This window comes from Streptomyces sp. NPDC005483 (assembly GCF_040606035.1).
Lineage (GTDB): Bacteria > Actinomycetota > Actinomycetes > Streptomycetales > Streptomycetaceae > Streptomyces.
Genome location: NZ_JBEXEA010000018.1, coordinates 70,189 through 84,725 on the forward strand (window position 1 = coordinate 70,189; position 14,537 = coordinate 84,725).

Sequence of the window (14,537 nt, forward strand, 5' to 3'; positions counted from 1 at the left end):
GGGCTCGGCTCGGGATCCGGCACCACCGGCGCAGGCTCCACAGGGCTCGGCTCGGGATCCGGCACCACCGGCGCAGGCTCCACAGGACTGGGCTCAGGGTCCGGCACCACCGGCGCAGGCCGCTCCGGAGCTTCTCCCGGGTCGCCGACGACTCCCCCGTCGCCCGTACCGCCCGAACCGCCCCTGGAGTCCCCCGTGTTCTCGGACCCCCCGGCACCCTCGGCGAAGACGGCCCCCACACCATCGCCCCGATTCCGGTCCCGATCCCGATCCTGGTCCTGCGCGGCCTCAACCGACCGAGCACCCCCCGGCGCCTCCCCCACCGCCCCCGCGGACGGCCCCACCACCGGCCCCTGCGCCACCGGCACCCGCCCGGGCGAAGTCACCGTCGCGGGAGAGCCGTTCACGCCGAGTACCAGCACGACAGCGACCGCCGCCGCGGCCGCCGTACCCGAGGCGAGGGCGACCTTGGTCTTCGGGCCCGCCGCACGGGCCGTACGAAGAACACCCGGCCCGGTGGTCACGGAAGCGGACCCCCCGGCTCCCCCAGCTCCCCCAGCTCCCGCAAAACCTCCAGCGCCCCCGGCACCCGCAGACCCGGCCGTAAGCCACGCCAAGAACTTCCCCGTACCGCCACCCCCCACCGCGAACACCAGCAGCGCCGGCCCAGCGAGCGCGGGCAGCCGGTTGTTGGCGCGGATCAGGACGGCGAGGCGTCCGCGGCACTCGTCGCAGGCGTCGACGTGGGTGAGGAGGCGCTCGGACTGGCGCGGGGTCGCGTTGCCGCGGACGTGGGCCGGCATGCGGGCCCAGTGGACCTCGCAGGCGGGGTCGTCGGGGGCCGCGGTCTGCGCGCGCAGGAACGCCTGGCGCATGCCTTCGCGGGCGCGGTGCAGCAGTACGGCCGTCGCGCCCTGCTTGGCGCCGATCTGCCGGCCGACCGTCTCCAGTGGCTGGCCCTCGGCGTCGGCGAGCCACAGGGCCCGCACCCAGCGTTCGGGGAGTTCACCGAGGACACGTACCAACAGGTCGGTGGCGGAGACCTGTTCGGCCGGGTCCGTCACCTGCCCGGCCGTCACCTGCTCCGGGCCCCGCTCAGGGACCTGCGGGTCTCGCGGGGTCTCGTGCGTGGCGCTCGCGACGGAGGACGCGAGGTGCCGGACGGTCGTCATGAGGTACGCCGGGACGTTGTCGATCTCGTGCCCGGCGGACAGCCGCCGCCACACGCGGAAGTGCGCCTCGGCGACGAGGTCCTCGGCCGCCCAGGTGTTGCGGGTGAGCGAGCGGGCATACGCGACGAGGCGCGGCTGCTCCTGCTCGTAGATCCGCACGTACGCGGCGGTCGCGGAAGGGGACGCCTGAGCGGGCACTCTGGCCGGTCGGTCGGTCATACAGGAACGCTCCAGTTCCCGGCGGTGCGGGGGCGGACGGGTTCGTCAGCGTAGATGACAAAACTTTCAAGCAATCAGTTCCGGCCGTGATTCAGATCACAGGCCCGAACTCTGGCCCGGCGTAATCGATGGGCACTTCTGCGGCTCGACAGGGCAAGCGACTCATATCGCCACACCCAGAGACGGAGACCGCCGCTCATGCGCCTCACCACCCTGAGACAGACCGTCCGCGCCCGCCTGATCACCGCCGACCACCCGGAACTCCCGGTGCGCCCCACGCTGCGCTACAGCTCCGCCGAGCCTTTCGCCGTGCACATCGACTTCCCCGCGCACGTCTCGGCCGACGGCATGGGCGTGACGTGGATGTTCGGGCGGGCACTGCTGGAGGAAGGGCTCGAGACGCCCGCCGGGGAGGGGGACGTGCGGATACGGCCGTACGGATGGGCCGGGACCGTCATCGAGTTCCACTCACCACTGGGCATCGCCGTGATCCGCTTCGGCACGGCGACCCTCCGCCGCTTCCTGCTGCGCTCCTACGACGTCGTCGAGCCCGGCGCCGAGGACCTGGGCCCGGACCTCGACCACGGCCTCGCGTCGCTGCTCGACGAGGTGTGAGGCGGCGCTCGGGCGGAGGGCTCGCACCCGCCCGCACCCGCCCGCACCCGCCCGCACCCGCCCGCACCCGCCCTATGGAAGCCCGCGCGGCCGTGTCACGAAGAGTGGCCCATCGACGACAAGCATCGAGGATTCGCATCGGCGATTCCATGGAGCTGCCCATGCGAAGACCTGCTGTTCCACCGGCCGTTGCCGCCGCCGTCAGCGACCCGTTGACCGGTGCCGTGCTCCGCGGCACGTCCGTCACATCTGTCTCAGCACGGACAAGCCCGCGGCCGCCAGGGACTTCGACGAACACCCGCAACACCTGACCTGCTACGAGTGGTCGGGGTCGACTTCGGCCAAGGTCTCCTACACGCGGCGAGGCCCGGCGCTCGCCGTCACAGGTCCCTGGCGAAGTCCGCGACCGCCTCGAAATCCGTTGCGCGCAGGCCGACTCGGGGGTCGACCCGACGCAGCAGAGCCCGGCCGTCATGGTGGTCAGCGACGAACTCCCGGTCTCTGTCGTCGAGTTCGTCGTCCAGCCAGACGAAGGGGCGGCCGGCGGCGTGGGTGACCAGGTGGCGGGTCTTCCAGAAGGTGCCGTTCGGGCCGGGGGTGAGCATCGTCGGCCAGTCGACGACGGGGAGGGACGGGAGGCCGAGGACGGGGGCGATGTAGGTGTTCGCCTCGTGGCGCCACGTGGTCGCCCAGACGAGGTCGTAGCGGTCCGTCAGGGCGAGCAGCGCGCGTCCGTGGTCGGGGTTGAGCCAGACCCGCAGGGGCTTGACCGCGGCAGGGGGCAGGCCGGGGTGCTGGGCGATCCAGCCCTCGGGCTTCATACGGTGGGTGGTGTAGCCCTCGGGGCGGCGGTGGGGCTTGGCGGCGTACGGGTTGAGGGGGCCGTCGACGTCGAGGTAGAGGAGAGGGCGGCCGGCGTTCATGGCTGCTCGCGTCGGCGTCGTTCCCAGGTCGCCCGGGTGAGTTCGTACTCCACCTCGCCCTGCTCGGAGCCCTCGACCGGCTCCGGCCAGTCACTGTTGAAGGTGCGCAGGCAGGTGAGGCCCGACTTCTCCATCACGCGACGCGAACCCCGGTTGACGGTCACGGTGTTGGCGGTGACGCGTTCCACGCCGAGGTCGGTGAAGCCCCTGTCGACGAGGGCACGGGAGCCTTCCGTGGCGTAACCCCGGCCCCAGGAAGCCCTGTTCAGGCGGTAGCCCAGTTCGATGACGGCCGGGCTGTCGTCGTCGAGGGGGCGGAACTCGAACCAGCCGAGGAAGGTGCCGGTGGACTTCTCCTCGGCCGCCCAGTAACCGCGGGTGCCTGGGCCGGGGTGGTCGTGGAGGAGGCGGCGCAGGGTGCGGGCGCGGATGGTCTCGGGGGGTGTCGGTACCCCGCCGGTGAGGAAGCGCATCACCTCGGGGTCACCGTCCAGGGCCACGAGATGCCCGACGTCGGCCTCGGTGAACGCCCGCAGCCGCAACCGTCCGGTCTCCAGGAAGACGTACGTCACCGGCCCCTCCTCGTCGCCCTCGTCGCCCGCGCCGCGCTCGCCGCACCCGTCGTACGTCGGCTGAGGGCATTCTCGAACTCCGCGCCCGGCCCGCGAGGTTGTGCACGCGTCCAGCGGACCGCACGCGTCCAGCGCACTCACGGTCACGGCCCTCGCACCGGTCCTCGAGCGCCGGCCCGCGGACCGCCCGACGACTCCACCGTCCGCCCGGCCGAAGAAGCCCCGTCACCGTCCGCACGAAAGATACCCGGCGCCTACTGGTGCGTACGCAGTCCGTCGAGGATGAGCGCGAGCATGCGGGGCGCGCGGTCCTCGGGACCGGACGCGGCACGCCAGAGCGCGCCGGTGAGCTGGAGGAAGTCGCCGGGGTCGGCGTCCTTGCGGATGCTTCCGTCCTTCTTGCCGGCGTCGAGGAGTTCGGTGATCGCGGCGACGACCGGACCGTAGCTCTGCTCGCTGATCGCCTGGTGCGCGCCCGGGCTGAGGGCGTCCCCGAGGCCGTGCTTTCGGCGCATCGCCTCGACGAGGTCGGTCGCCCAGCGGCGGAGCGCCTCCAGCGGTGGCTCCTGGGCCAGCAGGTCGGAGACCGTGCCGGTGATGCGGGTGATCTCGTCCTGGTAGACGGCCAGGACCAGCGCCTCGCGGGTGGGGAAGTTGCGGTACAGGGTGCCCGCGCCGACCCCGGCGCGCTGCGCGATCTGGTTCATCGACGTGCCACCGTCCGCGGTCAGCGCTTCGCGGGCGGCAGCGAGGATGCGCGCCCTGTTCTCACGGGCGTCCGAGCGGACCACGGGACCTCACCTTGATAAGTGGAGAGTTCTCCACTACGTTATGCGGAGAGCTCTCCACATACTCTAAGGAGCGTCATGCGATACATCAAGCTCGGCATGACCGGCCTCGACGTGTCCCCGATCGCGATCGGCGCGATGACCTACGGCGAACCCGACCGCGGGCACCCCGTCTGGTCGCGGGGCGAGGCGGACGCACGCCCGCTGATCAGGCACGCGCTGGAAGCGGGGATCAACTTCTTCGACACCGCGAACATGTACTCCAACGGTTCCAGCGAGGAGATTCTCGGCCGGGCGCTGAAGGACTTCGCCGACCGGGACGCGGTGGTGATCGCCACCAAGCTGCGCCATCCGATGCGGCTGGGGCCCAACGGACGGGGGCTCTCCCGCAAGGCGGTCATGACCGAGGTCGACCACTCCCTGCGCCGCCTGGGAACCGATTACATCGACCTCTACCAGATCCACCGCAACGACCACGCGACCCCGTGGGAGGAGACGCTGGAGGCGCTCAGCGACCTCGTGAAGGCCGGCAAGGTCCGCTACCTCGGTGCCTCGTCCATGCACGCCTGGGAGTTCGCGAAGGCACTGCACCTGCAGAAGCAGCACGGCTGGGCGCGGTTCGTGTCCCTCCAGAACCACTACAACCTGCTCGCCCGCGAGGAGGAGCGGGAGATGATCCCGCTGTGCCTGGACGAGGGCGTCGGCACGATCATCTGGTCGCCGCTGGCCCGCGGCCGCCTCGCCCGCGCCTGGGACGACGCCCGCTCCACCCGGCGTTCCGAGACCGACGGGGCCTACGCCGACCTGCTCTACTCCCCGGCCGAAGAAGCGTCCAACAAGGCGATCGTCGACGCCGTCGGCCAGGTCGCCGACGCCCACGGCGTCAGCCGCGCCCAGATCGCGCTCGCCTGGCTGCGCCGCCAACCGGTCGTCTCCGCGCCGCTGGTCGGGGCCGGCTCGGTCCGGCAGATCGACGAGGCGGTGGCCTCCCTCGACGTCGTACTCACCGATGACGAGGTGCGTGCGCTGGAGGCGCCGTACACCCCCCGCTACGACTGGCAGGGCGTCTCCGACGAGGCCGAGATGGAGGCCATACGTCAGCGTGTCCCCGGTATGGCCCTGGCATGAAACCCATCGTCCGCTCCGGCGCCACGGCCCGCGCCGGAGCCCTGCTCATCCTCCTGGGCCCGCTCGTGTCCTGGCTCGCCGAGTTCGTCACCGCCGCCGCCTGGCAGGACCCGCCGTACTCGCCCCTCTACAACTGGGTCAGCCACCTGGGCCTGACCGGCCCGCGGCAGACCGCGTTCGGGCAGGTCGCCCACTCCCCCCTCGGCGCCGTCATGGACACCGGCTGGGTGCTCTACGGCAGCCTCCTGATCGTCGGTGCGTTCCTGCTGTTCGACCCGCGCAAGGGCGCCCGCCCGGTCGTCATCCTGGTCCTCGCCGTCCTCGCCGGTGCCGGGGTCTCGCTCGTCGGCGTCTTCCAGGGCTCGAACGCCAACGTCGACAACGGCCTGATCGCGTTCCACACCTTCGGCGCGCAGGGCGTGATGCTCGCCGGGAACGCCATGGCGATCGCCGTGGGAGCAGACGGTGCCCGCATCGGCCTCACCAGGGGCAGGTCGGTCGCGAGCATGGCGCTCGGCACCGCAGGACTGATCGCGTTCCCCCTGTTCATGGCCGACGCGGTCACCGGCTGGATGTGGAACGTCGGCCTGTTCGAGCGCGCGGTGATCTACCCGATCATGATCGGCCACGTCCTCCTCGGGAGCAGCGTGGCCGCCGCCCACCGCCGTCCCGCGACGCGCCCGCGGGCACCCCTTGATGCACGAGTCGTGAGCTGAGGAGACAGGAATGGCACAGGTACTGGTCACAGGGGGAACGGGATTCATCGGCAGCTGGTGCGTCCTGCACCTGCTCGAAGCCGGGCACACCGTCCGCACCACCGCCCGCGACCTGCGGCGGGAGGCGACGCTGCGGTCGTGGCTGCACACGGCCACGTCGTTCGACGACGAGCGCCTCACGGTCGTACGCGCCGACCTCGAACACTCCGACGGCTGGAAGGACGCCGTCGCGGACTGCGAGTTCGTCCTCCACGTCGCGTCGCCGACGCTGCGCAACACCCCGGCGACCGGCGACGAGTTGGTGGTCCCGGCACGGGAGGGCGTCCTGCGGGTGCTGCGCGCCGCCCGGGACGCCGGCGTTCGCAGGGTCGTCCTGACGAGCGCCTTCGGTGCCGTCGGTATCGGTCACCCCCCGCGGTCCACGCCCTTCACCGAGGAGGACTGGACCGACGTCGACAGCGACATCCCGCCCTACCAGCGGTCCAAGACGCTCGCCGAGCGCGCCGCCTGGCAGTTCGTCGAGGAGGAGGGCGGGGGACTGGAACTCGTGGCGGTGCATCCCGTCGGGGTCCTCGGGCCACTGCTCGGTCCGGACGACCCGCCCTCCCTGCGGCTGGTGCGCAGGATGCTGGAGGGACGGGTTCCGGCGTGCCCTCCCTTCGGGATGGGCTTCGTCGACGTGCGTGACGTAGCGGATCTGCACCTGCGCGCGATGACCGATCCGGCGGCCGTGGGCGAGCGCTTCCTCGCCATCGCCGGGCACAGCCTGCGTGTCGTCGAGATCGCTCGCATACTGCGCGAGCGCCTGGGTGGGCGGGCCGCGAAGGCCCCGACCCGCGAACTGCCCGTGTGGCTGGCACGCGCGCTGGGCACCGTCAACCCCGAACTGCGCCTGCTGAGACACCAGCTCGGCCGGGACCTCGACGCCACGAGCGCGAAGGCGGAGCGCCTCCTCGGCTGGCGGGCCCGCCCCATCGAGGACACCGTCGCGGACACCGCCGAGAGCCTCCTCGCCCACGGCATCGCGGAACACCCCGTGTGACCGGCCCTCCGCGCCCGCCCCACCGCCCGGTTACGCTCACCCCTGAGGGACACGGAGACGATCGGACGGGGGCCCGGGGTGTTCTTGCTGGTTCCGCTGCTCATCCTGGTGCTCGCCATCACGGCCTTCGCGCTGCTCGGCTACGGCGGTGGCCGGATCGCCGACTGGCTCGCCCACCGCGCCCGATTCCCCACCGCCCTGCGCGGATCGGCCGCTCTGGCGGGTGCCGCGGCGGCCGCGATGTACGCCTGGGGCCTCCTGGGCGTCGGCGGCGCGGTCCTGGAGGCGGAGGACGGCGGCGCGAACTCCGCGCCGCTGCCCCCGTGTCGTGGGAACGAGCAGGCCGCCCATGTCATCGACTACTCGGTGAGTTTCCTCCCTCTCTCCTTCGACTGCGAGCTGACGGACGGCGGCAGCTACTCGGCCGGGACGATCCCCGGGTACGTCAATCCCGCCGCCGTGGGCCTCGCCCTCGCGGCGGTCGGCTGTGCCGTCTCCTCCGCGTATGTGACGGAGTTGCGGCTGCGGGCCGAAGCGCGCAAGGGCGAGGACCGATGAGCGGGCGTGAGCGTCAGGCCGTGAGGACCAGCTCCGCCTTGCCGAACAGCAGGGCGTAACCGGACGGCAGCCGGTCCAGCACCCGGTCCACGAGCTCGTGGCCCACCAGCCCGGGCAGCACGCTCAGCACCGAGCTGACGTGCCAGCGGGCCGTCGCCGGGGTCGCGTCCTCGAGACGGGCGGCCACCGCGTCCACGAACTCCGGCGCCGACAAGGGCGTGTTGAGCGGGATGCGGGAGGCGAGGACCCTGGCCGCCTCCTCGGGCAGGGCCCGGGCGAGGTCTACGCGTTCCTCGCCGGTGACGTGGTCGCCGAGGGCGGACAGGACGACGCGCAGGACGTGTTCCGCCTCCGCCGGGGTCGCGTACTGTCCGGCGTCCTGCACCGCCTCGACGAGGCCGGTCCATCTGGGTCGGTTCGCGCTCATCTACGGGGTCTCCTGGGTTGTTGCTCCGGGCGTCCCGCGGGACGGACACATCAGCCCGCGGGACGCCGCTGTCTTACGCGGGGCTCGGGGCAGCCACCGCCTGTACGGGGGTCTGCGTCAGCGACTGATCTGCCTGCGGCCGCTGTCGCCGCCGGTGATCTGGATGCGGCGCGGCTTGGCCTGCTCGGCCACGGGGATGCGCAGGGTGAGGACACCGGCGTCGTACGAGGCGTCGATACGTTCCGTGTCGAGGGTGTCGCCGAGGAAGAGCTGGCGGGTGAAGGAGCCCGTGGGGCGCTCGGCGACGATCATCTCCGCGCCCTCGGGGGCGGGCACCCGGCGCTCGGCGCGGATGTTCAGGACGTTGCGTTCGACGTCCAGGTCGATCGTCTCGGGGTCGACACCGGGGAGGTCGAAGTGGACGACGAAGTCGTCCCCCGACCGGTACGCGTCCATCGCCATCGCGGCGGGACGACCGGTGGAACCGAGAACCTGCTGCGCGAGCCGGTCGAACTCGCGGAAGGGGTCGGTACGCATGAGCATCACAGTCCATCTCCTTTCCACAGACTCTGCGGTGCGATGCCCTACGCCTTCTTATATAGCTCGAAGCCAGGAAACTTGACAAGCCCCGACTCAGGTTCGTTGGTGGGATCCGGCCCGGAGTTAGCCTTGCCACGAGTGTCAGGAGGCAGACATGGCGAAGGTTCCCAGCGCGCTGGTCGCGGCGGGCGGGCTCGTCGGCGGGTACGGCGTGGCCCGCTGGACGAAGAAGCGGCAGCTGGGCGGGGCGGTGCTGGCCGTCGCCGGGGCCGCGGCGGCCCAGCAGTGGCGGGAACGGGCCGGCGGAAAGGCCGCCGGGGCACTGTCGGCCGGGTACGTGGCCGCCTTCGCCGGATCCCACCCGCTGGCCAAGAAGGTCGGCGCGTGGCCGGCGGTGTTCGGCGTGGCGGGCGCGGTGGCGCTGGCGTCCTGGGCGGTGGCGGACCGCAACGCCTGACAGCTCACCGGGTTCCCTGAGCCCGGTGCGTCAGTACGTTCACCACCTGGCCGTTCGGATCGCGGACGAAGAAGCGCCGTACGCCCCACTCCTCGTCCCGCAGCTCCCGTACGACCTCCGCACCCGACGCCACGACCTGCGCGTACACGGCGTCGACGTCCTCGACCTCGACGCTCAGGTCGGGGACGACGGGCGCGGTGCGCTCCTCGGTGAGGAAGCTGATCTGGGCGGTCGGGTTGGCGGGCGACGCCATCGTCACCACCCACCCCATGTCCATGGCCTCCTCGAAGCCGAGCAGGCCGTAGAAGTCACGGTTGGCGGTCAGGGCCTCCGCTGACTCGACGTGGATGTCGGGCATGATCCTGCGGATGCTCATGGGCGGGACTCCTTTCTGTTCCCTTGTCTGCTTCTGTTTTCTGTTATCAGCGGTTCCACCCTCGCGTCTCCTGAGCGTCCCCAGCCACCGGCACGCGAGGAATGACGTTCGTGACTTCTCAGATCAGCCGCCGCAGCATGCTCAAGGCGGCGGGCGCCGCGGGAGCCGCGGTGACCGCCGCCACGGCCCTGCCCGGCACCGCTGCCGCCGCCGACTCCGCCTTCGCGCACCCGGGCCTGCTGCACACTGGGGCCGACCTCGCCCGGATGGCCGCCAAGGTGAAGGCGGGCGCCGCGCCCTACACGGCCGGGTTCGCCAAGCTGACCGCCAACCGCCATGCGCAGAGCGGCTGGACGCCGAACCCGCAGGCGACGGTGTACCGGGGCGCGGGCAGCCCTCAGAACTACGCGACCCTGTACAACGACGTCCACGCCGCCTACCAGAACGGTCTCCGGTACCACGTCAGCGGTGACAGCGCGCACGCCGACACCGCCGTGTCGATCCTCAACGCCTGGTCGGCGAAGCTGACTTCCGTCGAAGGCAGCGCGGACCGCTTCCTCGCCGCGGGTCTCTACGGCTACCAGTTCGCCAACGCCGCCGAACTCGTCCGCGACCACCCCGACTTCGACCTCGCCCGCTTCCAGGAGATGCTCACCAAGGTCTTCGCCCCGCTCAGCGACGACTTCCTGGTCCGGCACAACGGCGCCGTCGTCACCAACTACTGGACCAACTGGGACCTGTGCGCCATGGCGTGCGTCCTGGCCACCGGCATCTTCTGCGACGACAGGGCCCAAGTCACCCGCGCGGTCGACTACTTCAAGCACGGCGACGGCCTCGGTGCGATCAGGCACGCCATCCCCGTCGTGTCCGACGACGGCCTCGCCGAGTGGCTGGAGGCGGGGCGGGACCAGGGGCACGCGCTCCTCGGCGTCGGGCTGATGGGCACGTTCTGCGAGATGGCGTGGAACCAGGGGTACGACCTGTACGGCTACGACGACAGCCGGTTCCTCAAGGGGGCCCAGTACGTGGCGAAGTGGAGCATGGGAGGGGAGGTCTCCTACACCGCGAACACCCGCGCGAAGGGCGCGATCGGGGGCTGGTCCGGGAGGGAGACGGCGTCCGCGGCGGCCGGGGTCGACCCCGCGATGACCCGCCCCATCTGGGCGATGATCGCCAACCACTACACGAAACGCCGGGGGCTCCCGGCGTCGTACGTCACCCGGATCGCGGCGAAGTCCTCGCCGGAGGGGGGCGGCGGGGACTACGGCCCCAACAGCGGGGGCTACGACCAACTGGGCTTCGGCACGCTGGCGTTCACGCGGGACCGGGTAGCGGACACGGGGGCCTCTCCTGCCGCGACGGCACCCTCGCACTCCGGTGCGCGGCCCCAGACCGGGGGTCAGGACCTCGCGGCCACGGGTCCCGGCGACATCGTCGGGTGGTCCGCGGCCGCGGGGGTCACTGCGGTGGCGGGGGGACTGCTTCTGCTGCGGCGACGGGATCGGGTACGGCGGGGGGAGTAGGCCGCCTACGGGGGTGCCGGGTCGGGTTGTCGGGCGGGTGCGGGTCCGTTGTGGCTGGTCGCGCAGTTCCCCGCGCCCCTAGGGGGATGCAGTCACCCTGCGCCACGACGGGCCCATCACCGCCTTGTCCACCACGACGGGCCAGGTGCGGTTGTCAGGCGAGTGCCGGTCCGTTGTGGCTGGTCGCGCAGTTCCCCGCGCCCCTAAGGGGTTGCAGTCACCGTGCGCCACGACGGACCGTTCGCCACTCCTCGCGCGCCACGACACACCGCACGCCCCACACCCGCCCCCACCGAACCCGCACAGGCCGCCGCAGGCATTCAGGGGCGCGGGGAACTGCGCAAACGCCCGCCCCCACCAAGCCGCAGCCAAACGCACAACCCCACCCGCCCCACCGCCGGAGGCATCACGTCGCGGTCAGCGGCTTCGCGATGTCCTCCAGCGACCGCCGCTCCGCCCGCACCGCGAGGAACGCCGCCACCAGACCCGCCGCGCACATCAGACCCGCGCCGATCTGGAAGGCCAGCACCGTGTCGCCGACCTTGCCCGTGCTCGTCAGGTCGGCGAACAGGAGCGGTCCGCTGATGCCGCCCGCGGCCGTGCCGAGGGCGTAGAAGAAGGCGATCGACATCGCCCGCGTCTCCATCGGGAACACCTCGGACACCGTGAGGTAGGCGCTCGACGCGCCCGCCGACGCGAAGAACAGCACCGCACACCAGCAGGCCGTCATCGTGTTCGCGCTCAAGGAGCCCCGGTCGAACAGCCACGCCGTCGCGAACAGCAGCAGCCCCGACAGCAGGTAGGTCGACGAGATCATCACCCGCCGCCCGACCGTGTCGAACAGCTTCCCCAGCAGCAGCGGCCCGCAGAAGTTGCCGATCGCGATGACCGCGAAGTAGTACCCGGTGTTCCCGGTCGGCACGTCGAAGAACGTCGTGAGGATCGCGCCGAAGCCGAAGGTGATCGCGTTGTAGAGGAAGGCCTGGCCGATGAAGAGGGAGAAGCCCAGCGCCGAACGGCGCCGGTAGTCCGAGAACACCGTCCGCGCGATCTCCGCGAACGTCACGCTGCGCCGCTGGCGGATCGTGAGCTCCCCCTCGGGCGCCGGCAGCGCGGACCCCTGTTCCGCCTCGACCCGTTCCTCGATGGACGTGACGATCCGCTCGGCCTCCTCGTCCCGCCCGTGGATCAGCAGCCACCGTGGACTCTCCGGCACATGTCGCCGTACGAGAAGGATCACGAAGGCCAGCACGGCGCCCAGCGCGAAGGTGAGCCGCCAGCCGACGTCCTTGGCGAAGATGTCCGTGTTCAGCGCGACAATCGACAGCAGCGAGCCGCCCACCGCGCCCAGCCAGAAGCTCCCGTTGATCATGAGGTCGACCCGCCCGCGGTACTGCGCCGGGATCAGCTCGTCGATCGCGGAGTTGATCGCCGCGTACTCGCCACCGATGCCGAAGCCGGTCAGGAAGCGGAAGAGGAAGAACCACCAGGAGTCGAAGGACACCGCCGTCAGCGCCGTGGCCGCCAGATACACCGCCAGCGTGATCATGAAGAGCTTCTTACGGCCCCACTTGTCCGTCAGCCGCCCCCAGAACAGCGCCCCCAGGCACGCCCCGGCCACATACAGCGCCGCCGCGATACCGGTGACCTGACCGGAGGAGATGGACAGACCACTGCCCGGCTCCGAGAGCCGGCTCGCGATGTTGCCGACGACCGTGACCTCCAGGCCGTCGAGGATCCACACGGTGCCGAGCCCGATGACGATCGTCCAGTGCCAGCGGGACCAGGGCAGCCGGTCGAGTCTGGCGGGGATGTTGGTCGTCACGGTGCGGCCGGTATCGGCCGGGGCGGTGGTGGTCACGGACGGGCTCCCTCCTCGTCGAGCGATCCTCGAACGACCACACCCGTATGCCCCCGGCCTGCCCGGCTACGCCCCCAGCACCCGCGACACCGTATAGATCAACAACCCGGCGAGGGAACCCACCACCGTGCCGTTGATCCGGATGAACTGCAGGTCCCGGCCGATGTTCGCCTCGATCTTCCGCGTCGTGTGCTCGGCGTCCCACCCGGCCACCGTGTCGGTGATCAGGGAGGTGATCTCCCGCCGGTAGGTGGTGACCACGTACACCGCGGCCCCCTCCACCCACCCGTCGACCTTCGCCTGCACCTTCGGCTCGACGGCCATCCGCGCGCCCAGCGACAGCAGCGACGCCCGCACCCGCAGCCGCAGCTCGCTGCGCTCGTCCTCGGCGGCGGAGACGATCATCGACCGTACGGCGGTCCAGGCGGACGCGATGAGGTCCTGGACCTCGCCGCGCCCCAGCACCTCGCCCTTGAGCCGCTCGACACGCGCGCGCGTGTCCGTGTCGGACTGGAGGTCGGAGGCGAAGTCCGTCAGGAACCGGTCCAGCGCCCCGCGCGCCGGATGGGACGGCATGTCCCGCATCTCGGTCACGAACCGCAGCAGCTCCTTGTAGACCCGCTCGCCGACCTTCTTGTCGACGAAACGCGGGGTCCAGCCGGGCGCGCCCCCCTGCACCGCGTCCATGACCTGCTCGTCATGGAATACGAGCCAGTCGTGGGCCCGGGCCACCACCAGGTCGACGACCCGCCGGTGCCCGCCGTCGGCGACGACCTTGCCCAGCATCTTCCCGATGCCGGGCGCGATCTCCTGGGCGTCGGCCCGCCGGGTGATCGCCTCACCGACCACGGCCTGGACGTCGGAGTCCCGCAGGACGGTCAGCGCGCCCCTGAGCGCGGCCGACAGCTCCGCCGTGACCCGGTCGGCGTGCTCGGGCTCGGCCAGCCAGGCACCGAGCCGGCTGCCGATCCCCACGGCACGCAGCCGTTGCCGTACGACGTCCTCCGAGAGGAAGTTCTCGCCGACGAACTCGCCGAGCGACACCCCCAACTGGTCCTTCTTGGTGGGGATGATCGCGGTGTGCGGGATGGGCAGGCCCAGCGGGTGGCGGAAGAGGGCGGTGACCGCGAACCAGTCGGCGAGCGCGCCGACCATGCCCGCCTCGGAGGCCGCGGCGACATAGCCGGCCCAGGGGCCCGCCCCGGAGTGGTGCGCCCACTTGGCCAGCACGTACACCACCGCCACGAACAGCAGCAGCCCGGTCGCGGTGAGCTTCATGCGCCGCACCCCGCGCTGTTTCTCCACGTCGGCGGCGCTGAAGGTGTTCATCGCACGTACGGTCGCAGCGGGGACGGCACGGCTCGCGGACGTCACGGCCCCGTCCTCCCGGGCCTGCCGCTCGGCGTCGGACGGTCCCGTCCCCGACGGTCCCGCTCCCTCAGGTTTCGTGCGTTCCATCCGCTCCACCCGTTCGGTGATCCCTCACACATTGTCCCTTCCTGACGGACTCCCGAAGCAGAACAGGAGTTCCCGGCGGCGGTCCGGACGAGGGAACCGGAGGGGTCTGGTCACTTCTCCCCGGATTTATGCCTCATCATGGGTTCATCAGATCGGAGCCTC

16 protein-coding genes are annotated in these 14,537 nt (G+C 71.4%); 7 read left to right on the plus strand and 9 right to left on the minus strand.

Translation table 11 applies throughout. The features are described 5' to 3' along the window. On the minus strand, window positions 1-1,391 hold a 1,391-nt coding region (locus tag ABZT06_RS30960), incomplete at its 3' end, for a sigma-70 family RNA polymerase sigma factor (protein WP_355748191.1). A 198-nt stretch (window positions 1,392-1,589) separates the two neighbouring features. Here ABZT06_RS30960 and ABZT06_RS30965 point away from each other — a divergent pair. Continuing rightward, window positions 1,590-2,006 carry an SsgA family sporulation/cell division regulator gene (locus tag ABZT06_RS30965; protein ID WP_355748194.1) on the plus strand — a complete coding sequence of 139 codons (417 nt, stop codon included), beginning with the start codon at window positions 1,590-1,592 and terminating at the stop codon, window positions 2,004-2,006. Window positions 2,007-2,386: 380 nt separating this feature from the next. Here ABZT06_RS30965 and ABZT06_RS30970 read toward each other — a convergent pair whose 3' ends face one another. The 3 genes from ABZT06_RS30970 to ABZT06_RS30980 all read right to left on the minus strand — a co-directional run bounded on the left by ABZT06_RS30970 (window position 2,387) and on the right by ABZT06_RS30980 (window position 4,292). Then, on the minus strand, window positions 2,387-2,929 hold the full coding sequence (locus ABZT06_RS30970; protein ID WP_355748197.1) for an HAD domain-containing protein: 543 nt from the start codon (window positions 2,927-2,929) through the stop codon (window positions 2,387-2,389). After that, the gene (locus tag ABZT06_RS30975; RefSeq protein WP_355748563.1) at window positions 2,926-3,501 is read right to left on the minus strand and encodes a GNAT family N-acetyltransferase; all 576 of its coding nucleotides are present in this window, start codon (window positions 3,499-3,501) and stop codon (window positions 2,926-2,928) included. Before ABZT06_RS30975 ends, ABZT06_RS30970 begins: the two co-directional genes overlap by 4 nt. A 254-nt stretch (window positions 3,502-3,755) precedes the next feature. After that, window positions 3,756-4,292: a TetR/AcrR family transcriptional regulator gene (locus ABZT06_RS30980; protein WP_355748200.1), complete on the minus strand. Its 537-nt coding sequence runs from the start codon at window positions 4,290-4,292 to the stop codon at window positions 3,756-3,758. Window positions 4,293-4,367: 75 nt separating this feature from the next. Between ABZT06_RS30980 and ABZT06_RS30985 the strand changes: the two genes are divergently transcribed. The 4 genes from ABZT06_RS30985 to ABZT06_RS31000 all read left to right on the plus strand — a co-directional run bounded on the left by ABZT06_RS30985 (window position 4,368) and on the right by ABZT06_RS31000 (window position 7,733). Next, complete coding sequence (locus tag ABZT06_RS30985; RefSeq protein WP_355748203.1) at window positions 4,368-5,417, plus strand: aldo/keto reductase; 1,050 nt, start codon at window positions 4,368-4,370, stop codon at window positions 5,415-5,417. Beyond that, the gene (locus ABZT06_RS30990) at window positions 5,414-6,133 is read left to right on the plus strand and encodes a DUF998 domain-containing protein (protein WP_355748206.1); all 720 of its coding nucleotides are present in this window, start codon (window positions 5,414-5,416) and stop codon (window positions 6,131-6,133) included. Before ABZT06_RS30985 ends, ABZT06_RS30990 begins: the two co-directional genes overlap by 4 nt. Before the next feature lie 10 nt (window positions 6,134-6,143). After that, entirely contained in the window at window positions 6,144-7,175 is a 1,032-nt protein-coding gene (locus ABZT06_RS30995; protein WP_355748209.1) for an aldehyde reductase, read from the plus strand. Between the two features lie 78 nt (window positions 7,176-7,253). Further along, window positions 7,254-7,733, plus strand: a complete 480-nt coding sequence (locus tag ABZT06_RS31000; RefSeq protein WP_355748212.1) for a hypothetical protein — start codon at window positions 7,254-7,256, stop codon at window positions 7,731-7,733. 13 nt (window positions 7,734-7,746) lie between these two features. Here the strand turns inward: ABZT06_RS31000 and ABZT06_RS31005 are convergent, their stop codons facing one another. Beyond that, complete coding sequence (locus ABZT06_RS31005) at window positions 7,747-8,160, minus strand: DUF2267 domain-containing protein (RefSeq protein ID WP_355748215.1); 414 nt, start codon at window positions 8,158-8,160, stop codon at window positions 7,747-7,749. 117 nt (window positions 8,161-8,277) lie between these two features. Continuing rightward, entirely contained in the window at window positions 8,278-8,703 is a 426-nt protein-coding gene (locus ABZT06_RS31010; protein WP_355748218.1) for an Hsp20/alpha crystallin family protein, read from the minus strand. 151 nt (window positions 8,704-8,854) lie between these two features. On the opposite strand from ABZT06_RS31010, the gene ABZT06_RS31015 reads away from it, so the two are divergent. Next, window positions 8,855-9,157 carry a hypothetical protein gene (locus ABZT06_RS31015; protein WP_355748221.1) on the plus strand — a complete coding sequence of 101 codons (303 nt, stop codon included), beginning with the start codon at window positions 8,855-8,857 and terminating at the stop codon, window positions 9,155-9,157. A 4-nt stretch (window positions 9,158-9,161) separates the two neighbouring features. Here ABZT06_RS31015 and ABZT06_RS31020 read toward each other — a convergent pair whose 3' ends face one another. Next, the gene (locus tag ABZT06_RS31020) at window positions 9,162-9,533 is read right to left on the minus strand and encodes a VOC family protein (protein WP_355748224.1); all 372 of its coding nucleotides are present in this window, start codon (window positions 9,531-9,533) and stop codon (window positions 9,162-9,164) included. A gap of 137 nt (window positions 9,534-9,670) precedes the next feature. Here ABZT06_RS31020 and ABZT06_RS31025 point away from each other — a divergent pair, with 137 nt between their 5' ends. Beyond that, window positions 9,671-11,056 carry an alginate lyase family protein gene (locus ABZT06_RS31025; RefSeq protein ID WP_355748566.1) on the plus strand — a complete coding sequence of 462 codons (1,386 nt, stop codon included), beginning with the start codon at window positions 9,671-9,673 and terminating at the stop codon, window positions 11,054-11,056. A 406-nt stretch (window positions 11,057-11,462) separates the two neighbouring features. Here ABZT06_RS31025 and ABZT06_RS31030 read toward each other — a convergent pair whose 3' ends face one another. Together ABZT06_RS31030 and ABZT06_RS31035 are read right to left on the minus strand one after the other, a co-directional pair. Then, entirely contained in the window at window positions 11,463-12,917 is a 1,455-nt protein-coding gene (locus tag ABZT06_RS31030; RefSeq protein ID WP_355748227.1) for an MFS transporter, read from the minus strand. A 66-nt stretch (window positions 12,918-12,983) separates the two neighbouring features. Continuing rightward, window positions 12,984-14,246 (minus strand): DUF445 domain-containing protein, encoded by a 1,263-nt coding sequence (locus ABZT06_RS31035; protein ID WP_355748230.1) that lies wholly within the window; start codon window positions 14,244-14,246, stop codon window positions 12,984-12,986. Window positions 14,247-14,537 lie beyond the last annotated feature (291 nt).

Coding starts and splice junctions, on each gene's coding strand:
- ABZT06_RS30965 (WP_355748194.1), top strand. CDS start 1,590: ATGCGCCTCACCACCCTGAGACAGACCGTCCGCGCCCGCCTGATCACC.
- ABZT06_RS30970 (WP_355748197.1), bottom strand. CDS start 2,929: ATGAACGCCGGCCGCCCTCTCCTCTACCTCGACGTCGACGGCCCCCTC.
- ABZT06_RS30985 (WP_355748203.1), top strand. CDS start 4,368: ATGCGATACATCAAGCTCGGCATGACCGGCCTCGACGTGTCCCCGATC.
- ABZT06_RS30990 (WP_355748206.1), top strand. CDS start 5,414: ATGAAACCCATCGTCCGCTCCGGCGCCACGGCCCGCGCCGGAGCCCTG.
- ABZT06_RS30995 (WP_355748209.1), top strand. CDS start 6,144: ATGGCACAGGTACTGGTCACAGGGGGAACGGGATTCATCGGCAGCTGG.
- ABZT06_RS31005 (WP_355748215.1), bottom strand. CDS start 8,160: ATGAGCGCGAACCGACCCAGATGGACCGGCCTCGTCGAGGCGGTGCAG.
- ABZT06_RS31010 (WP_355748218.1), bottom strand. CDS start 8,703: ATGCTCATGCGTACCGACCCCTTCCGCGAGTTCGACCGGCTCGCGCAG.
- ABZT06_RS31015 (WP_355748221.1), top strand. CDS start 8,855: ATGGCGAAGGTTCCCAGCGCGCTGGTCGCGGCGGGCGGGCTCGTCGGC.
- ABZT06_RS31020 (WP_355748224.1), bottom strand. CDS start 9,533: ATGAGCATCCGCAGGATCATGCCCGACATCCACGTCGAGTCAGCGGAG.
- ABZT06_RS31025 (WP_355748566.1), top strand. CDS start 9,671: ATGCTCAAGGCGGCGGGCGCCGCGGGAGCCGCGGTGACCGCCGCCACG.
- ABZT06_RS31035 (WP_355748230.1), bottom strand. CDS start 14,246: ATGAACACCTTCAGCGCCGCCGACGTGGAGAAACAGCGCGGGGTGCGG.